At 27.8% G+C, this 20377-nt stretch carries 23 protein-coding genes; 3 read left to right on the top strand and 20 right to left on the bottom strand.

Translation table 11 applies throughout. The features are described from left to right. Positions 1 to 34: 34 nt before the first annotated feature. The 7 genes from HUJ77_RS08620 to HUJ77_RS08595 form a co-directional block, all read right to left on the bottom strand. Positions 35 to 682, bottom strand: a complete 648-nt coding sequence (locus HUJ77_RS08620; protein WP_291708177.1) for a YitT family protein — start codon at positions 680 to 682, stop codon at positions 35 to 37. A gap of 421 nt (positions 683 to 1103) precedes the next feature. Beyond that, positions 1104 to 2507 carry an amino acid permease gene (locus HUJ77_RS08615; protein WP_291708176.1) on the bottom strand — a complete coding sequence of 468 codons (1404 nt, stop codon included), beginning with the start codon at positions 2505 to 2507 and terminating at the stop codon, positions 1104 to 1106. Between the two features lie 156 nt (positions 2508 to 2663). After that, complete coding sequence (locus HUJ77_RS08610; RefSeq protein WP_291708175.1) at positions 2664 to 3908, bottom strand: hypothetical protein; 1245 nt, start codon at positions 3906 to 3908, stop codon at positions 2664 to 2666. Between the two features lie 74 nt (positions 3909 to 3982). Next, complete coding sequence (locus tag HUJ77_RS15445) at positions 3983 to 4324, bottom strand: ATP-binding protein (RefSeq protein WP_366033111.1); 342 nt, start codon at positions 4322 to 4324, stop codon at positions 3983 to 3985. A gap of 44 nt (positions 4325 to 4368) precedes the next feature. Continuing rightward, complete coding sequence (locus HUJ77_RS08605) at positions 4369 to 5397, bottom strand: HAMP domain-containing sensor histidine kinase (RefSeq protein WP_291708174.1); 1029 nt, start codon at positions 5395 to 5397, stop codon at positions 4369 to 4371. Further along, positions 5384 to 6079, bottom strand: a complete 696-nt coding sequence (locus HUJ77_RS08600) for a response regulator transcription factor (protein ID WP_291708173.1) — start codon at positions 6077 to 6079, stop codon at positions 5384 to 5386. Before HUJ77_RS08600 ends, HUJ77_RS08605 begins: the two co-directional genes overlap by 14 nt. Before the next feature lie 190 nt (positions 6080 to 6269). After that, on the bottom strand, positions 6270 to 6764 hold the full coding sequence (locus tag HUJ77_RS08595) for a dCMP deaminase family protein (protein ID WP_291708172.1): 495 nt from the start codon (positions 6762 to 6764) through the stop codon (positions 6270 to 6272). Positions 6765 to 6941: 177 nt separating this feature from the next. Between HUJ77_RS08595 and HUJ77_RS08590 the strand changes: the two genes are divergently transcribed. Further along, positions 6942 to 7706, top strand: a complete 765-nt coding sequence (locus HUJ77_RS08590; protein WP_291708171.1) for a biotin--[acetyl-CoA-carboxylase] ligase — start codon at positions 6942 to 6944, stop codon at positions 7704 to 7706. 76 nt (positions 7707 to 7782) lie between these two features. Here HUJ77_RS08590 and HUJ77_RS08585 read toward each other — a convergent pair whose 3' ends face one another. From HUJ77_RS08585 to HUJ77_RS08530, 12 genes are all read right to left on the bottom strand, one after another. After that, entirely contained in the window at positions 7783 to 8574 is a 792-nt protein-coding gene (locus HUJ77_RS08585) for an acetyl-CoA carboxylase carboxyltransferase subunit alpha (RefSeq protein WP_291708170.1), read from the bottom strand. Positions 8575 to 8576: 2 nt separating this feature from the next. Further along, positions 8577 to 9434 (bottom strand): acetyl-CoA carboxylase, carboxyltransferase subunit beta, encoded by an 858-nt coding sequence (gene accD, locus HUJ77_RS08580; protein WP_291708169.1) that lies wholly within the window; start codon positions 9432 to 9434, stop codon positions 8577 to 8579. 13 nt (positions 9435 to 9447) lie between these two features. Further along, the gene (locus HUJ77_RS08575) at positions 9448 to 10791 is read right to left on the bottom strand and encodes an acetyl-CoA carboxylase biotin carboxylase subunit (RefSeq protein WP_291708168.1); all 1344 of its coding nucleotides are present in this window, start codon (positions 10789 to 10791) and stop codon (positions 9448 to 9450) included. A 15-nt stretch (positions 10792 to 10806) separates the two neighbouring features. Next, a complete protein-coding gene (gene fabZ / locus HUJ77_RS08570) occupies positions 10807 to 11232 on the bottom strand; it encodes a 3-hydroxyacyl-ACP dehydratase FabZ (RefSeq protein WP_291708167.1) in 426 nt (141 codons plus the stop codon). Next, positions 11233 to 11724 (bottom strand): acetyl-CoA carboxylase biotin carboxyl carrier protein, encoded by a 492-nt coding sequence (gene accB / locus HUJ77_RS08565; protein WP_291708166.1) that lies wholly within the window; start codon positions 11722 to 11724, stop codon positions 11233 to 11235. Position 11725: 1 nt separating this feature from the next. After that, positions 11726 to 12967: a beta-ketoacyl-ACP synthase II gene (fabF, locus tag HUJ77_RS08560; protein ID WP_291708165.1), complete on the bottom strand. Its 1242-nt coding sequence runs from the start codon at positions 12965 to 12967 to the stop codon at positions 11726 to 11728. A 14-nt stretch (positions 12968 to 12981) separates the two neighbouring features. Further along, entirely contained in the window at positions 12982 to 13725 is a 744-nt protein-coding gene (fabG, locus tag HUJ77_RS08555; RefSeq protein WP_291708164.1) for a 3-oxoacyl-[acyl-carrier-protein] reductase, read from the bottom strand. Continuing rightward, complete coding sequence (fabD, locus tag HUJ77_RS08550; RefSeq protein WP_291708163.1) at positions 13715 to 14671, bottom strand: ACP S-malonyltransferase; 957 nt, start codon at positions 14669 to 14671, stop codon at positions 13715 to 13717. The genes fabG and fabD overlap by 11 nt, the downstream gene beginning before the upstream one ends. A 12-nt stretch (positions 14672 to 14683) precedes the next feature. Further along, positions 14684 to 15610 carry an enoyl-[acyl-carrier-protein] reductase FabK gene (gene fabK, locus HUJ77_RS08545; protein WP_291708162.1) on the bottom strand — a complete coding sequence of 309 codons (927 nt, stop codon included), beginning with the start codon at positions 15608 to 15610 and terminating at the stop codon, positions 14684 to 14686. A 36-nt stretch (positions 15611 to 15646) separates the two neighbouring features. After that, positions 15647 to 15868, bottom strand: coding sequence for an acyl carrier protein (gene acpP, locus HUJ77_RS08540; protein WP_291708161.1), 222 nt, complete (start codon positions 15866 to 15868; stop codon positions 15647 to 15649). Positions 15869 to 15880: 12 nt separating this feature from the next. After that, on the bottom strand, positions 15881 to 16858 hold the full coding sequence (locus HUJ77_RS08535; protein ID WP_291708160.1) for a beta-ketoacyl-ACP synthase III: 978 nt from the start codon (positions 16856 to 16858) through the stop codon (positions 15881 to 15883). 65 nt (positions 16859 to 16923) lie between these two features. After that, positions 16924 to 17475, bottom strand: a complete 552-nt coding sequence (locus HUJ77_RS08530) for a biotin transporter BioY (protein WP_291708159.1) — start codon at positions 17473 to 17475, stop codon at positions 16924 to 16926. Positions 17476 to 17659: 184 nt separating this feature from the next. Between HUJ77_RS08530 and HUJ77_RS08525 the strand changes: the two genes are divergently transcribed. Continuing rightward, entirely contained in the window at positions 17660 to 18718 is a 1059-nt protein-coding gene (locus HUJ77_RS08525; protein WP_291708158.1) for a nitronate monooxygenase family protein, read from the top strand. Positions 18719 to 18833: 115 nt separating this feature from the next. On the opposite strand, the gene HUJ77_RS08520 is transcribed toward HUJ77_RS08525, so the two are convergent. Continuing rightward, positions 18834 to 19706, bottom strand: coding sequence for an AraC family transcriptional regulator (locus HUJ77_RS08520; protein ID WP_291708157.1), 873 nt, complete (start codon positions 19704 to 19706; stop codon positions 18834 to 18836). Between the two features lie 133 nt (positions 19707 to 19839). Between HUJ77_RS08520 and HUJ77_RS08515 the strand changes: the two genes are divergently transcribed. Further along, a partial coding sequence (locus HUJ77_RS08515) for a mannonate dehydratase (RefSeq protein WP_291708156.1) occupies positions 19840 to 20377 on the top strand: 538 nt, incomplete at its 3' end.

Below are 20377 nucleotides of genomic sequence, written 5' to 3'. Positions count from 1 at the left end.
CCTTAGATTGCTCTTAAGGTTAAGTACCTCTATATTAATTTAATACTGCTTCACTAATTTTCTCTTTTTTATTCTTATAATTAGTTAAAATAAGTATAAATTTATCTATTAAAACTCCAGTTATAAAAACTGCTAATAATGAATATATTCCTTTTTCTAATCCAAATACAATTCCACCACAAATAGTAACTATTATGTCTACAAACAATAATGAAATTCCTATATTAAATGTAGAGTACTTATTTAATATCTTGGCTAAGATATCAGTTCCACCTGTTGAAGCATTATAATAAAATGCAATTCCTAATCCTAATGATATTAGTATAGCTCCAATCAAAACTGAACTTAATAAATTGTTTGTTAAAGCTCGAGCTTTAAATACTCTATCTAATACTTCAATAACAACAGATAGCATAACACTACCATATATTGTTTTAAAACCAAAGTCTCCACCAATTATAAAAAATGCAATAACATATAATATTAAATTTCCAACAAAAATTGTAACACCAACTGAAAGTACTGGAATAAAGTTATTTATAATAAGGGACATACCGCTTAATCCACCAGCTGCTAAATCATTTGGTGAATAAAAATACTGTAATCCTACAGCCACAAGTATTACCCCAAGAGTAATCATTGTATATTCTTTCATAACATCTAAAACTTTTCCATTTGTCATTTGCTTTTCCTCACCTTTATTCTTATCTGTATTTTTAGCTAAAGTTTATCATTATTAACATAACAAGATTAACAGATTTTTTATTCAGATAACAGTATTTTTATAAATTTTATTAGTTTTTCATAAATGAATCTATTTCTTAAATATTTTCTTATAAATTATGTAATTTCTAAATATAATTCATAAATTCCAAAGCAAAATATTTAAAATAACACCTCTAACCACATGAATTTTTATGCAAAATTTCACACTTTTAGTATATTTAAAATAATATAAGTAAAAGTTTCTTTCAATTTTGTTTTTATATTCATATATAATAGAGAATTTCAAGGAAATTTAACTGAATTTCTTACTATGGTTAGAAAGAAAAAGTGGCTGTTTCCTTAATTAATAAAATCACTGAAACAGCCCTTATAATATATTATGCGTTTGTTTTCTTAGCTATATAAGGTAAGATTAATCCTAATGCAATTAATATAAATGGAGTTATGATATTTAGTAATAATTGGAATGAATCAGTAGAATACATTCCTCCTATACATGCAAATGCTGTAAAAGCAAAACACCAAGCTCCTATAATAATTCCTAAGGTTCTATTCTTAACAAAATAGTATTCTCTTTCGAATTTTCCTCCAACCTTCTTTAAAGCTATATACGCTACAAACACCCATAAATATCTTAATGGCATACATACTGCATTTAGCTTTATTAGCCATCTAACTAATTCATCTACACTTCCAATTCCTATAGCAGGTACAATTATTAATATAGATACTATAACAAGAATTAATTTATGTCCATTAGTATATGCACCGCTTTTATTTCTTACGAATAGTTTCTCTGGAATAAATCTTCTATCTCCACTATCTAGTAACATACGTAATGGTGCATCAATTGAAATAATTAAAACTGCAAATTGTCCAATCATATTAGTAATTGCATAAGCTATAACAAATAAATTTCCTACTCTATAATACTCACCTAACTTTTGGAATGCATAATATGCTCCATTTGTCATTAAATCATTAGGAATATTATTTGAATCAAACATCATTCCTAATGAAATTGTTCCTAGTATTGCTGTAACAGAAACCATAACAGCTAATGCAATCATTCCCTTTGAAAATCCTTTAGCTGGATCCTTCATTTGATTTACATATGGAGATATTTTTTCACATCCTCCAACTGCAAAAACCAATATTGATATACTAGTAAAGAATGACATATCAAACTTAGGTAAAAATGTACTTAATGACCAATCAATTTGATTTAACTGAACATTTGTAATTGCTGGTGCTGCCATCATTAATAAAATAAAAAGCATTGACATTACAAACATAGATGTTCCTGCTAAAGAAGCCAATTTCTTTAATGGATTTAATCCCTTTGACGCAATATACATAGCAACTAAAAAAATAATTAAACAACATATTTGTAATAATACTGTATTCATTCTACTGACTCTACTATCTTGGAACACAGCCCAACTTGCTGCTATCATAAAACTATTAGGTTTTTGTGAAAGGTATGGCATATGAACAATCCAATATGTCCAGCCTGCATAATATGCAAGTTTTGGTCCTATGGTTTCTCCAACCCAAGAACTAACTCCACCTCCAAGATTTTTAAATGCTGATCCTAATTCTCCTACCATTAGTGCATATGGTATAAAGTATATAGCAAAAATAATTAGCCAAGCTACAATTGCTTTTAGTCCATTATATTCAGAGAATCCATTAATTACATTACCAAATCCCCAAACTCCTGAAAAAGCCATAAATGCAAGACTATACCACATGATCTTTTTACTTTTATTTTCTGGCATATTTTTAACCTCACTTTAATATAATAATAAAACCGCAATTATGATATTATCATATTTTATATATTTTTTATATATTATTTACATAATTTTAAAATTATATTTAATGCTAAGTTATCCAAAAAATTCATATAATTTGAATTTAAATATAAATATTATTTATTTAACTTCATATATCTCATAATAAACATCCAAATATAAATTATCTATTTTTCCTCTTCCATCTACCATATTGTCTTTTACATAGCCTACATAAAATTTATTTTCATTATTACTCCATGTTGTTACACCTACACTATTACTAATACTTCTATTAGGTAAAATCGAATTAGTAAGCTCTTGAATATTTGATATTTTTAAATTATCATCTATTCTTGCTATATTTATACTATAGTCTTCATAAAAATTCATATTTTCAATTATTATAAAACTTTTATCTTTACTAACTTTAAAATATGAAAAATCTGATTTTAATTTTACTTGTTTTTCTAATTTCTTTGTTTCTGTATTATAGTTCCAAATACCATAATCATCTTCAACATACCCTGAAAAAAGTATATTATTATTGCTATATATTACATCTCCAGTAACTCTAACCTTTATTACACTATTTTCATCAAAGAATGTTGTTAGTTTATTATCTTTAATATATCCTATAGTACTTGTTTCTTTATTGGCTGTATCAACTATAGAAAGATAAATTTTATTATTTTCTGCCATTAAAATATTTAATCTTTTATTTTCCATATTACCTAGGTCTTTTCTATTTATTTCATAGTACTTATCATATTCCGTATCAATTATCCCCAGTTTATCATCATTATTATCCATATAATATATCTCTAAGTTTTCATCATAACTTAGCTCAAATCTATTTATATCTCCATTGGTATCTTCTATTAATTTTTTATATGCTGTAGCTTCTTTCAAATTATAATTTTCATCTAATTCATATACTTTATTATCCTTTAGTATTCTAAGTTTACCTTCAGTCCCCATATATTCTCTAATTAATTGTCCATCAATATCTTTATTTTCCCAAGTAACTACATTTCTATTATCTTTTATTTTCTCTGTAATTGTCCCTACTTCTAAGCTTTCAATGTATTCTTTAGGAAATTGAGTTTCTTTATTCTCTTCAAGATTTTCTTTTAATTTTATTTGAATCAACTTCCCATTACTTGCTCCTGTTAATATAGCTCCTTTTCTAGTTCCATTAAGATTTTCAGTTATAGCTATTTTAGTAATATTAATTGTATTATTACTATTAGCTGTTTCTTTTGCATCTTCATCTATTACTATACTATCAATAACCTTATCTCCACTTAAAATTTTACTTGAGCAACTTACCATTATACTTGATGTAACAATCATTAAAACTATTAATAACTTTTTATTTTTCATATTATCTCTCCCTTCTATATTTTAATTTTATCTGCTTAATATTTTTAAACTAATACTAAGTTATTTCTAAGTTGTTAATCTTTTGGGAGATTTACTATAAATTTTGTTATATCATCATTTATTTCAGCTTCTATAGTTCCCTTATGCCCTAAAACTATATTTTTGCAGATATATAATCCTAATCCATTTGAATCCTTAGATGAAAACCCTTTTTCTTCTATTCTTACAAAGGGTTCAAATATTTTATCTTTAAAGTCAATAGGTATCTTTTTTCCTGTTGTTAATATTGAAAACTGAAATTGTGTATTATCTTCTTTTGTTTCTATTTTTACTTCAGTATTTTCATAAGAGTACTTAATACCATTATCTATTAAGTTACTAATTAATATCTTTAAGAATTCTTTATTCCCTTTTATAGTATCTTTATTTATATTAGTAACTAATTTAAGATTCTTTTTATTTATTTTANNTGGAAATTCAAAATATCATTAATAATATTCTTTATGTTAATTTCTTCAAAGGAATATTCCTTTAAATCGCTACTTTGCTTTGATATTTCTAGTAATGACATTACTAATTCATGCATTCTATTACTTTCTGAAATTATTCTATCTAAAGCATTTTTCTTAAATTCTTCATCATTAAAATCATCATCTAATAAGATTTGTGCATAACCAGAAATATTAGTTAAAGGTGTTTTTAACTCATGAGTAATATTTCTAAAGATATTTTTTTCCTGCTCATCCTTAAGTTTTAATTTTTCACTCATATCATTAAAGCTATTTATAAGAATACCTATTTCATCATTAGATTTAATTTTAATTTTCTCTGGATAATCGCCTTTACTTATTTGTAAAATCTTATCCTTTAATTTTATTATTGGTTTAATGATGGATGATGATAAAAAATATATACATATAAAAATTATAATAAATAGAATAGAAACCATTATATTTATTATAGATTTTACTTTTAAATTATTTGCAAAGTCATTACTGTAATCTTTAACTAAAACTAATACTCCAATTTGTTTTTCCTCATTATAAATTGGAATACTTAACTTACCGAGTACATTTCTATTTTTATTTATAATATCTACTACTGTCTTATCATTTTTAGTCCTTTCAAAGGATGGTGGTAAATCTTTAATAATACTCAAGTCTATAACTTGTCCACTATTTATTCCATTGGATATAACTTCACCCTTAATATTATAGAAAATCCCTTGACTATTTACTCTTTCAACAATAAAACTCATAGCTTTGCTATCAAAATCATCAGTATTCATTTTATTTTTATCAATACTATTTAATACAGCATAATCTTCTAAATTCTTACTTGATATTTTATAAATATCTTCCATATCATTTACTACAAATTCTTTAAAGCTATTATCAAAGAATTCATTTAATAGTAAATTAAAAATAATAATAGATATTATAAATACACTTCCTAAAACTAATCCATACTTTTTTCTAATTGTTAACATTTTTCACCTTCAGCATATATCCAATTCCAAAAACAGTTTCTATTTTAAATTCTTCATTTAATTTTTTCCTTAATCTTGTTATATGAACATCTATAGTCCTAGTATCCCCTAAATAATCATATCCCCAAACTAAATCTAATAATTGATTCCTTGAAAAAACTTTATTAGGATTCTTAGATAAGAATAAAAGTAATTCAAACTCCTTAGGCTTTAATTGAACCTCTTTTTCTAACACATATACACTTCTAGAATCTTCATTTATATTAATATTTTCTATTAATATTTCATTAACCTTTTCAGTATTAGAAATCTTATTAATTTCTTCTATTCGCCTAAGACAAACTCTAATTCTAGTTATAACTTCTCTAATATCAAATGGCTTAGTTATATAATCATCTGCTCCCAATTCTAATCCTAAAATCTTATCCATTATATCTACTCTAGCAGTCAGCATAATTATAGGAATCTTATACCTTGAAATTTCTTTACAAACACTAAAGCCATCTGTGTCCTTTAACATAATATCTAATAGTATTAAATTAGGACTAAAACTTCGTATTTCATCTTTAGCCTCTAACCCATTAGGATTTACTTTAACTATATATCCTTCCTTCATTAAAGCAAATCTTAGTATTTCACATATATCCTTATCATCTTCTATAATTAATATTTTTTCTCTCATTTTATTCTCCTAAATCTCATTTCTTTTTGATAATATAAATTATAAATATTAACATCATTTTTAAACTTATTTCCAACTTGTAAACAAATCTACTTATTCATGAATTTCCCCTATTAATTTCTTATATATATTATACATTTTATTCCATTATATATAAATAAAAAAGGAAGCAATAAGCTTCCAAGTAATTTTAAATATTATTTATATCAAAAGATATTTCTATTCTCTTATTTTTAGGTTCTAATCTAGTCATCTTAACTCCAGCAGCATTAAACATTCTCTTTGATGCTTTTACTATATCTGTATCTGAGTATTTATCTGATAAATAAACTACTTCCTTAATTCCTGATTGAATTATTGCTTTTGCACATTCATTACAAGGAAATAAAGCAACGTATATCTTCGAACCTACCAAATTAGTACCTCTACTATTTAATATTGCATTTAATTCAGCATGAACTACATAAGGATATTTTGTTTCAAGCATGTTTCCTTCTCTACTCCAAGGGAATTCATCATCTGAACAGCCTCTAGGCAATCCATTATAGCCTTGACTTAATATCTTATTATCATTATCTACTATGCAAGCACCAACTTGAGTGCTAGGATCCTTACTTCTCATCCCTGCTAAAATAGCAACCCCCATAAAATATTCATCCCAAGAAATATAATCACTTCTCTTCATTTAAATACCCCCTTATTGCAATTAGAATACTATAATTACGATAATTATTTAATATATTATAACCTATATATTTCACAATTTAAATACCTTTATATCATAGACAACATTTACCACTAAGGTTAAAATATCAATAAGTACTAAAATATTATTTTTTTAATGAAATGGCGGTAATATAATATGAATAATGAATTCATATCAAAATATAAAAATATAGACTTTATTTTTCTAGATACAATTAATTCCACTAATACCTTTTGCAAAAAAATAGGTGAAAATGGATTCATTAAAGATACTATAGTAATAAGTGATACACAAAGTGATGGAAAAGGAACTAAAGGTAGAACTTGGGTCTCTCCTAAAGGAAAAGGACTTTGGTTTTCCATGCTATTAAAGTCTTCTATAGAATTAAAGGATATAAACTTCTTAACAGTTTTAACCTCTACAGCTTTACATAATACTTTTTTAGATTTTGGAATAAATACTGAAATTAAATGGCCAAATGATATTTATTTAAATTCAAAAAAATTATGTGGTATTCTAACTGAATCAAAAATTTCAAATAATAAAATTGATTACATAGTTATTGGTATAGGAATAAATGTAAATTTAGAATTAAGTGATTTTAATGATGAACTAAAAGAAATAGCTACATCATTATTAATTTCAACAGGAAAACCTTTTAAAAGAGAAGAAATACTAGATAAATTCCTAGAAAATTTTTATAACCAATATAATGAATTAATAAATGGAAATAAAAATAATATTCTAAGAATATACAAAAATAATTCTCTTGTAATTAATAAAGAAGTGAGATTAGAATATAAGAATTTCATAAGAAAAGTTATTACCATAGATATTTTAGAAGATGGCTCCCTTTTAGTAAAAACTCCAAACAACACAACTGAAAAAATAATTACAGGTGAAGTATCTCTTTTATTGTAGTTAAAAAAATATAAATATCCTTTTGCTATGACTTGTAGCTAGAGAGGTCACAGCAAAAGGATATTTTAACTGGTTTTTAACTGAATTTTCTGAACCTTTGATATCTTTCTTCTAAAAGTATATCTTTAGATTTATTACTTAATACTTTAAATTCTTTAATTAGTTCATCCTTTATAGTATTTGCAACTAAATCTAAATTTTTATGAGCACCACCATTAGGTTCTTTAATTATTTTTTCAATTATGCCTCTTTCTAATAACTCATAAGAGGTTATTCCCATGATTTCTGCAACTTCTTTGGACTTTGATGAGTCCTTTAATAAGATAGATGCAAAGCCTTCAGGGGATAATATGGAATAAACTGAGTTTTCTAGCATCCATACCCTATCGCCACAGGCTAATGCAATAGCTCCACCACTTCCACCTTCTCCTATTATTATAGAAATTATAGGTACAGTAATTTTAGATATCTCTATTAGATTTCTAGCAATTGCTTCTCCTTGCCCTCTTTCTTCTGCTTCTATTCCACAATAGGCTCCTGAAGTATTAATAAAGCATACAATTGGTCTATTAAATTTTTCTGCTTGCTTCATTAATCTTAATGCTTTTCTATATCCTTCTGGGTAGGGAGAGCCGAAATTTCTCTCCATGTTTTCCTTTAGATCTTTCCCTTTTTGAATACCTATTATAGTTGTAGGTCTTCCATTTAAAAGACCTATTCCACCAACAATAGATTTATCATCTCTAAAAATTCTATCTCCATGTAATTCAAAAAAATTAGTGAATATTTTATTTATATAATCTAGTGCAGTTGGTCTTTCTATCATTCTTGCAATTACTAATCTATCATAAGCCTTAATATCCTTCACAACTACACCTCCTTAATTATATGGAAATTTAGAAGAGCTGAAAGAGCCATTTTTAAATTTTCTCTTTTAATAATATTATCTATAAATCCATGTTCTAATAAAAATTCTGCACTTTGAAAATCTTCTGGCAATTTTTCTTTTATAGTTCCCTCAATTACTCTTCTCCCTGCAAAACCAACTAAAGCCTTTGGCTCTGCTAATATTATATCTCCAAGCATAGCAAAACTTGCTGTTACTCCTCCTGTTGTTGGATCTGTTAATACAGTTATATATAGTAATCCTGCTTCACTATGTCTTGATAATGCGTTACTTACCTTAGCCATTTGCATAAGGGATAATATTCCCTCCTGCATCCTTGCTCCACCTGAAGCGGTAAACATAATTATAGGTAGCCTTCTTTTTGTAGCTTCTTCTACTGCAATAGTAATTTTTTCTCCTACTACTGTTCCCATGCTTCCCATTAAAAAATTTGAATCCATAACCGCAATAATTGCTTTATTTCCACCTATTTCACATTGACCAGTTACTACTGCCTCATTAATGCTACTTTTCTCTTCATTTAACTTTAATTTTTCTTCATAGTTTGGAAAATTCATTGGATTCTTTGACTTCATATATTTATTCAATTCCCTAAAAGTTCCTTTGTCACAAATTTGTTTAATTCTTTCGTAACTTCCAAGCCTAAAATGATAATTACAATTAGTACAAACATTATAATTTTCCTCTAAGGATTTTTTATATAAAATCTTACCGCAATTATTACATTTTATCCAAGTACCATCTGGAACTACTGGTATATCCTTTTCTTCTAAATTAGTTATGTTTATAACTCCATATTGTCTTTTTTTAAAAATCCCCATATTTTTTCACCAACTATAAATTGTATTCTTTGCTTATAAAACTAGTATCATAGTCTCCTAAGCGAAACTTTTTATTATTTAAAATATCTATCTGAAAATCTATATTATTGTCAATTCCTTCAATTACTAATTCATCTAATGCTCTTAGCATCTTATTAATAGCCTCTTCTCTATTGTTTCCATAGGCTATTAATTTCCCAATCATAGAATCGTAAGTTGGTGGTATAGTATAGCCTGTAAACACAGCAGTATCTACTCTTATTCCATTCCCACCAGGCAAATTTAAAAATTCTATTTTCCCTGGAGAAGGGATAAATCCCTTACTAGGATTTTCGGCATTTATTCTACATTCAATAGCATGCCCTTTAATTTTAATATCTTCTTGAGAAAAACTTAATCTTTCTCCATTTGCTATATTTATTTGTTCTTTTACTATATCTATAGAAGTTACCATCTCTGTTATGGGATGCTCTACTTGTATTCTGGTATTCATCTCCATAAAATAAAAATCACCATGCTTATCTACTAAAAATTCTATAGTACCAGCATTTACATAATTAACTGCTTTTGCAGCATTAATAGCTGCCTTCCCCATCTCTCTTCTAAGATTTTCACTTAAAATTGTTGATGGAGCTTCTTCTAATACTTTTTGATTTCTTCTTTGAACAGTGCAGTCTCTTTCTCCTAAATGAACTATATTTCCATAGTCATCTCCTAAAATTTGAAATTCAATATGTCTAGGATTCTCTATAAATTTTTCAATATAAATAGTATTATCTCCAAAATTCACTTTAGCTTCAGTTTTAGCAGTAAAATAAGCCTTTTCTAACTCACCTTTTGTATAAACTATTCTTATACCCTTACCGCCTCCCCCTAAAGCTGCCTTTATCATTACTGGATATCCTATTTTATCAGCTTCTATATATGCATCCTCCAAGGTTTTTACTATTCCATTACTTCCTGGAATTATTGGAACAACTGCATTTTTCATAATTTCTCTTGCCCTAGACTTATCTCCCATTATTCCAATGGTTTTACTAGTAGGTCCAATAAACTTTATATTACATTCCTCACATATTGCTGCAAATTCAGAGTTTTCAGATAAAAATCCAAATCCTGGATGTATTGCATTGCATTTAGTAATTACTGCTGCACTTATAATATTACTTTCATTTAAGTATGAGTCCTTAGATCTAGGTTTTCCAACACAGATAGCTTCATCTGCTAACTGAGTATGCATAGCCTCCTTATCAGCTTCTGAGTATATGGCAACTGTTTTTATTCCAAGTTCTTTGCAAGCCCTTATTACTCTTACTGCTATTTCTCCTCTATTAGCTATTAATACCTTTCTAATCATTAAAACACCTCTTTACTAACCAACCATAAAAGTTAGCTCTGCCTCACATACCTTTTTGCCATCTACATAGGCAATTCCTTTGCCAATTCCTGCTATACCTCTAATTTTAGTTAGTTCAACTTCTAATTTCAAAGTATCACCTGGAACTACCTTTTTTCTAAATTTAGCGTTATTTATTCCACCAAAATAAGCTATTTTCCCTTTAAATTCTTCTCTTTTAAGTAATGCTACTGCTCCAGTTTGAGCTAAGGCTTCTATAATTAAAACACCTGGCATTACTGGTTCTGTTGGAAAATGTCCTTGGAAAAAATATTCATTCATAGTAACATTTTTTATAGCAACTATTTTATTATTTTCTAATTCTTCTACTTTATCTATTAATAAAAAGGGATATCTATGGGGTATTATTTCCATTATTTCTTTTATATCCAAAGTCTTCACCTACTTTATCTTAAATAATTCCATTCCATATTCTACTATATCTTCATCACTTCTTAGTACTTCAACTATTTCACCATCAAATTCAGAAGTTATTTCATTCATTATCTTCATGGCTTCTACTATACAAAGAACATCTCCTTTTTTAATATGGTCACCCTTTTTAACATAAGCCTTTCCTCCTGGAGTTCCTGAGGAGTAGTAAGTTCCAACTAATGGAGATTTAACTATGTTATAAGAAGCTTCATTTGAATCAATATTATTATCCTCATTATTTATTTCTACCATATTATTAACTATTCTTCTATTTAATTTAGATGAACTAAAATCAGCTTCTAATTCACTTACTAAATTATTATCTTCTATATTACTTTTTAAACTTTCTTCATTTTTACTTAACTTTAATTTAAAATCTTGATTTTCTAATTCAAAGACCCTAAGAGAAGAGCAATCTATTGATTTTATTAAATCTTTAATTTGTTCATAAGTTAACATCTTATTTTCCTCTCCACTTTTTCAATATTATTGTTCCATTATGCCCACCAAATCCTAAGGAATTTGACATAGCATAATTTATATCTTCACTTTTTCCATCATTAACAACTAAATTTAAATCACATTCTTCATCTGGATTTAAATAGTTTATATTAGCTGGTAAAAATCCCTCTTCTAATGCCTTAATTGAAATTATGGCTTCAACTGCACCAGCTGCTCCAAGTAGATGCCCTGTCATAGATTTAGTAGAACTTACATATACTTTTTTTTCTGCTTCAGAAAAAGCTCTTTTAATTGCTGATGTTTCAACTTTATCATTTATTTCTGTTGAAGTTCCATGTGCATTTATATATCCAATTTCATCTGGAGATATATTGGCATCTCTTATAGCATCTCTCATAGATCTATAAGCACCATCTCCATCTAATTTTGGTGAAGTAATATGATAGGCATCACATGTAGTTCCATATCCAACTACTTCGCCATATATTTTTGCCCCTCTACTTAATGCACTTTCTAAATCTTCTAATATTAAAGCTCCTGCACCTTCCCCCATTACAAAACCACTTCTATCCTTATCAAATGGAATAGATGCTCTATTAATATCTTCACTTTTACTAAGAGCAGTCATAGATTGGAATCCTGAAATACCAAATTTACAAATTGAAGCTTCTGTTCCCCCTACTATAGCTCTATCTAAATATCCATCTTTTATACTCCTATAAGCCTCTCCTATACAATGTGTTGATGATGCACAAGCTGTTGTAATACTTAAACAACTTCCTTCAATACCAAATTCTATAGCAATTGCTCCAGCAGCCATGTTAGAAATAATAGTTGGAATTGCAAGTGGTGACACTCTGCTAGGCCCTCTATTAATTAAATTTGTCATTTGATTTTCTAGTGTAATAAGTCCACCAATTCCAGAGGCAAATATAACTCCAAATCTTTCTCTATCAACAGAATCCATATCTATATTGCTATCTTTTACACACTCTTTTGCACTTATTAAAGCAAATTGTATAAATCTATCTAATCTTTTTGCATCTTTTTTACCTAGAAAATTTTCTGCATTAAAATCTTTAACTTCTGCTGCTAACTTTACTTTAAAATCAGTTGTATCAAAACATTTAATTTTATCTATTCCATTTTTTCCTTCTTTTACAGAACTCCAAAAGCTATCAATAGAATTACCAATTGGTGTTATAGCTCCTAATCCTGTAACTACAACTCTTCTTTTCATACTAATTCTCTCCTTTAATGCATAACCATTCCACCATCTACATTTATCACTTGACCTGTTATATAATTTGATAAATCTGATGATAAGAATAAAACTAAATTAGCTATTTCCTTTGGTTCTCCTATTTTTTTCATAGGGATAGTCTTTAAAACTTCATCCCTTACTTTCTCTGGTAAAACCTTTGTCATATCTGTATTAATATAACCAGGAGCTATTACATTAACATTTATATTTCGTGATGCTAGTTCCCTTGCTATTGATTTTGAGAATCCTATTACACCAGCTTTAGAAGCTGCATAATTACACTGCCCAGCATTTCCAGCTACTCCCACTACAGATGAAATATTGATTATTTTCCCAAATCTTTGCCTAACCATTATTGATGATACAGCCTTTGTCATATTGAAGGTTCCTTTTAAATTAACATCAATAACCTCATTAAAATCTTTTTCACTCATTCTTAATAATAGTCCATCTTTTGTTATTCCAGCATTATTTATTAATATATCAACGCTTCCAAAGTTTTCTTTTACTTCTTTAATAAAATTATTAACTTCCTCTTCGTTACTAATATCACATTTAATACCTAATGCCTTAACTCCTAAACTTCTTAATTCTTCTAATAAATTTTCTATTTCTTCATTATATTTTCTATAATTAATTGCAATATTAGCTCCACTTTCAGCAAGAGTTTTAGCTATTTCTCTTCCAATACCTCTAGTTCCACCTGTTACTATTGCATTTTTATTAACAACCATCTAATACCTCAATCCCTTCTAATGTCTTTTTTAGAGATTTCATATCTTCAACATTAAAGATATTAAGTTTTAAACCTTTTTCTCTACTAATTTCCTTTATAAATCCACTTAATACTCTACCAGGCCCAAGTTCTATAAAAGTATCTACTCCCATATTAATCATCTTTTCCACACTTTCAGACCATCTAACAGAGGATTTAATTTGTTTACAAAGTAAATCTTTTATTTCTTCTTTTCTTTCAATAATATCAGCTGTAACATTAGATATTATTTCAATTTCTGGATTATTAAAATTTATTTTATTTAACTCCTCTTTAAGCTTAATTGAAGCACTTTCTAATAAGGAAGTATGAAAAGGTCCTGATACCTTAAGTTCAATTGCTCTTTTAGCACCCATTTCTAATGACAATTTTTTTGCCTTTTCAACTGCTAACTTTTCACCACCAATAACTATTTGGTTATTGGTATTATAATTTGATATTTCCACTACTCCCATTTCCCTAGCTTCATTTATGGCTATATTTAATTTAGATAATGGTAATCCTATAATTGCAGCCATGGCACCAACACCTATTGGAACCGCTTCTTGCATAAGTCTTCCCCTTTTTCTTATTAATGGTATAGCCTCTTCAAAAGACAGGGACTTGGATGCAATTAATGCTGAATATTCTCCAAGACTTAAGCCAGCTACTACATCTGGTTTTATTCCTTTTTCTTCTAAAGCTTTCATAGCCATAATTGATGTAACTAAAATTGCAGGTTGAGTGTTTTCAGTAATATCTAACTCTTCTTTTTTACCATTAAAAATTAATTCTTTAATATCAAAATCTAATAAATCCTTTGCTTTATCAAGAACCTCTTTTGAAACAAAAATATTATCATATAATTCCTTCCCCATACCTATATACTGAGATCCTTGCCCTGAGAAAATAAATGCTATTTTCATATTTTATATCTCCTAAAAACTATTATTGATTTTTTCATATTCAAGGAAGATTTCTTCAATAATCTCTCTAGCACTTTGCCTTTTCTTTATAAGTCCTGAAATTTGTCCAGCCATAATTGATCCATTTTCCATATCTCCATCTTTTACAGCTTTCCTTAATGCCCCTCTGCCTAATTCCTCCATCTTCTCTAATGAAACATTTTCCTTTTCAATATTAATATATTTTCTTGCTAATTTATTTTTAATAACTTGAACAGGGTGTCCAGTTGCTCTTCCTGTAACAACAGTATCTATGTCTTTAGAATTTATTACTGCTTGCTTATAGTTATCGTGAATTGTACATTCATTAGCAACTAAAAATCTAGTTCCTAATTGAACAGCTTTTGCACCAAGTATAAAAGCAGCTGCTACACCTCTTCCGTCTCCAATTCCACCTGCTGCTATAACAGGAATATTTACAGCATCAGATATTTGAGGTACTAACACCATAGTAGTTAATTTGCCAATATGACCTCCAGCTTCGCAACCTTCTGCTATAATTGCATCTGCACCAGCCTTTTCCATTCTTTTTGCTAAAGCTACTGATGCTACAACTGGAATTATTTTTATCCCTGCATTTTTCCACTTTTCAATATACTTTCCTGGATTTCCAGCACCAGTAGTTACAACTTTAACACCTTCTTCTATGATAATATCTGATAATTCATCTGCATTTTCAGATAATAACATTATATTAACTCCAAAAGGTTTATCAGTTAGTTCTTTAGCTTTTCTAATTTCCTCTCTCACAAAACTTGATGGAGCATTTGCACCTGCAATAATTCCAAGACCACCAGCATTAGATACCGCTGCTGCTAGAGAACTATCTGATACCCATGCCATTCCCCCCTGAAAAATAGGATACTTAATATTTAACAAATTGCATATATTGTTATCCATGAGTCTTCCTCCAATATAAATTTATAAAGCTATTTTTTATGCAACACTTTCTATATACTTAACTGCATCCCCCACAGTTTTAATCTTTTCTACATTTTCTACCTTTACATTAAAGGCATCTTCAATTTCCATAACTACTTGGAATAAATCCAAAGAATCAGCTCCTAAATCCTCAATAAAGTTAGTTTCTAACTTTACTTCCTCTTCATTAACCCCTAATTGATCCATAACTATTTCCTTAATCTTTTCAAATACCATTTTATATTCCTCCTAAAATTTAATTAATGCTCCAGCCCAGGTTAATCCTCCACCAAAAGCTGCTAATATTATTTTGTCGCCTCTATTTATAAGCTTTTTATCTAATAGCTCGCTTAAAACTATTGGTATACTAGCTGCAGATGTATTACCATATCTATCTACATTTACATAAAATTTTTCTCTATCTATTTGTAATCTTCTAGCAGCTTCATCTATTATTCTTAAATTTGCTTGATGTGGCACAATATATTTAATATCATTTATGTTTTCATTTGCCTTATCCAATAATTCTTTAATTATTTCTGGTAAAATAGATACTGCAAATTTAAAAACTTCTCCACCCTTCATTTCTATATATCTCTTTTCATTTGAATTATCAAAAGAAAAAGGAGTTTTTAATTTTAGTTCCGATGCAACTAAAGACTTCTCTCCTAACTTTCCATCTGCTCCAAAACAAGTACTTATAATTGAGTCTTCATCTTCACATAATTCTATTACTGCTGCTCCTGCACCATCACCAAATAATACACATGTATTTCTATCTGACCAATCAACTATTTTTGATAAAACTTCAGAGCCAATAATTAATGCCTTCTTTTTATCTGTTGTTTTAATTAATCCTGATGCGATTATTAAAGAATATACAAAGCCTGAACAAGCTGCTGATATATCAAAGGCTGCTGCATTTTTGCAATCTAAAAGTCCTTGAATACAACATGCTGTTGATGGCATTAGTTTGTCAGGTGAAGTAGTAGCTACTATTATTAAATCTATATCATCCTTACTACACTTACTATTTATTAAAGCATTAATTGCTGCCTTATATGCTAAATCAATAGTCCCTTCCCCATTAGATATTCTTCTTTCTTTTATGCCAGTTCTTTTTACTATCCATTCATCTGTAGTCTCCACAATAGACTCTAAATCTTTATTTGTAATAATATTATCTGGACAATAATGGCCAATTCCAAGTATTTTAACTCCTCTCATTCCACGCCTCTTTCTAAAAAACAAAAATTTCTAAATGAATTTTATTTACTTTAAAACAAATTATTTTATAAAGAAACCTTTATTCCTATTGTATTAATAACCCTAGTACCAACTAAAGCTGTTAATATTGATTTAATAATGTCTCCTGGAAGTGTTATTAAAATCCCATTATAAATTGCTAAGCTTATAGTTATATTTAATCCTAAATAAAATTTGTTTATTAAATAGAAATAAATTACTCCAATAAAATAAATAACTATAATTCCAAAAAAATTTGCTAAAAGTAAATTCTTAAAACTATTCTTTTTTATTTCAACTACTTTACCAATTACATATGCTGCAATTATTAATCCAATTAAATATCCAAAGGTAGGTTGAAATATATATTGAGGGCCTCCCCCCTTTGTAAACACAGGAATACCTATAAGTCCTATAAGAATATATAGTAGTTGGGATAAGGCCCCCTTCTTCCCACCTAAAATAATTCCACTCATACTACTAAAGAAAAATTGCATTGTAAATGGAACATAGGGTATAGGGATACTAATAAATGCTCCAATTGATGTTAAAGCCGCAAAAATTGCTATTAATACCTTATCCCCTAAAGTAAGATTCATTTTATCACCCCCTTCAAATATTTTGACTATCAAAATATTAACATCATAATAATACCAATTTTTTATTTTGTCAATATTCAAAATTTTTTTTATTGTTATTGTATTTTGGAAATTACTAGATTATACTATTAATTATACTTTGATAGTCAAAGTAATTTTTATAGAGTGGAAGGAGTTAACATATATGATTATAAAGCCATTAATAATAGGAGATTTAGTAGCTAAACTCCCAATAATTCAAGGGGGTATGGGTGTTGGTGTATCCCTATCAAATCTTGCTGGAAATGTTTCAAAACATGGAGCAATAGGTGTAATATCAGCTGCTCATCCAGGATATCTTGAGGAAGATTTTGAAAATAATACAATAGCAGCTAACATACGAGGTTTAACTAAACATATTAAAAAAGCAAAAGAAATAAGTAATAACGGAATCATTGCTGTAAATGTTATGGTTGCTATGAATAACTATATTGAATATGTAAAAACTGCTATAGAAGCAGGTGCTGATATGATAATTTCAGGTGCTGGATTACCATTAAACTTACCAGAAATAACACAAGGTAAATCAATAAAAATCGCCCCTATAGTATCATCATCTAAGGCTGCAAAAATAGTACTTTCTTATTGGAAAAAGCATTTTAATAGAACTGCTGATGCAGTAATTGTTGAAGGACCTCTTGCTGGAGGACATCTAGGCTTTAAAAAAGATAAAATAGAGGATGAAACAATTAATTTTGCTAAAAATGTTCAAAGTGTAATAGAAGAAGTTAAAAACTTTGAAAAAGAATTCAATAAAAAAATTCCAATTGTAGTTGCAGGTGGGGTATTTACTCATGAGGATATGATGAAATATTTAGATCTTGGTGCAAGTGGAGTTCAAGTTGCAACACAGTTCGTAGCAACTCATGAATGTGATGCTCACATAAACTTTAAAAATGCCTTTGTAAATTGTAAAAAAGAAGATATAGAGTTTACTATAAGCCCAGTAGGTATGCCAGGTAGAGCAATTAGAAATAAATTAACAGAAACCTTAAAGACTCAAAAGGTGAAAATAACAAAATGCTACGATTGCTTAATTCCATGCAACCCTGCTAGCACTCCTTATTGCATTAGTTCTGCATTAATAAAAGCTGTTAAAGGTGATGTAGAAAATGGATTAGTATTTTGTGGTGCAAATGCATATAGAATAAATAAAATATCTTCTGTTGAAGAAATACTTAATAAACTTATGAACAAAGAATAAATCTTAGAACTTTTAAAAGTTTCTAAATAAAGAATGTAAAATTATTTAGAAGTTTCTTATACATTTTCTAAATAATTTTACACTTTATTATTCATTTTATATCCACTATATATAATTAAAAATTATTTATATTATACATATTTTTAAAATCCTTTGGCGATACTCCATACTCTTTTTTAAAGGCTCTATAGAAACTTGAATAATCTTTAAATCCAAAGATTAAGTAAGCTTCACCAATAGAAATATTACTTAAAATAGCATTTTTACACTTTTCTAATCTTTTCTTAATAATATATTTATGAATAGAAATACCTGTATTATTTTTAAACAAATGACATACATAATATTTGTTTAAATAAAACTCATTTGCTACTTTTTCTAAAGGTAACTCTTCATCTAAGTGCTCTTCTATATAATTAATTATATTTTGGTATAAGTCTATATCACCTTTCTGTAAATAGAAATTATTTTCTTCATAAACAATTCTATTTAAGTACAACAATAAATCATTTACGCAAATTGATATCTTTGTATCTCTTCCAAATCTATTAGAATTCATCTCTTCTATTAGTTGAAATATTTTAGACTGTATTGTATTAAAGGTAATTATATCATTATGAAATATATATTTCTTTTTTTCTTTTACAAAATCTATTAAATATCCATAATCCTCTGAAATTCCTAACAATTTATTAAAATATTCTTTACTTATCCAAAATACAAATCTACTGTATAAACCCTTGCTATTAATAATTGGATAATGATTTACCTTAGGCGGAACTAGAATCATATCTCCTTTTTGTAGCTTGTATTTATTCTTATCAATAAAAATATCTATATCTCCTTCTAAAAATAAATAAAACTCATAATAATTATGGCTATGTAATTCTACCTTAGTTGGATTGGAATCACTGTAATAATATAATTCAAAATCCTCTGAGAACATATATTGTCTCTTTGTAAACTCAGTTTTTAAATTTTTCCTCATAATTCCCTCCTTTTATTAAAATTACCATATTAAAACAACTTTTACAATGTTCATGACAATCGATTCAATTGGATTTCTTAAAGGAATACTTAATAATAAAAATAATTATATGTGTCTAAAAGGAGGATTTATTATGGAAATGACATTAAGATGGTTTGGTTCAAAATTTGATACTGTTACATTAAAACAAATTAGGCAAATTCCTGGAGTTACTGGTGTTATAACTACCCTATATGATACCCTTCCAGGAGAAGTATGGAGTAGAGAAGGTATCTGTGAACTTAAAAATGAAGTGGAAGCTTCTGGTCTTCACATATCTGGAATTGAAAGTGTTAACATTCATGACTCTATTAAGCTTGGCTCCGAAGATAGAGATATTTATATTGATAACTATATAAAAACCCTTGAAAACTTAGGTAAAGAGGATATCCACTTAGTATGCTATAATTTTATGCCTATTTTTGATTGGACTCGTACCGAACTTGCTAGAATTAGAAGTGATGGCTCAACAGTTCTTGCTTATAATCAAGATGTAATTGATTCTTTAAACCCTGAAGATATGTTTAACCACATTTCTGGAGATTCAAATGGAACAGTTTTACCTGGATGGGAACCTGAACGTATGTCAAAAATCAAAGATTTATTTGAATTATACAAAGATGTTAATGAAG

This window comes from Clostridium sp., assembly GCF_021443865.1.
Classification (GTDB): domain Bacteria; phylum Bacillota; class Clostridia; order Clostridiales; family Clostridiaceae; genus Clostridium.
Note: the sequence above shows the minus strand (reverse complement) of the source record. Positions and strands in the feature narration are given on the sequence as shown.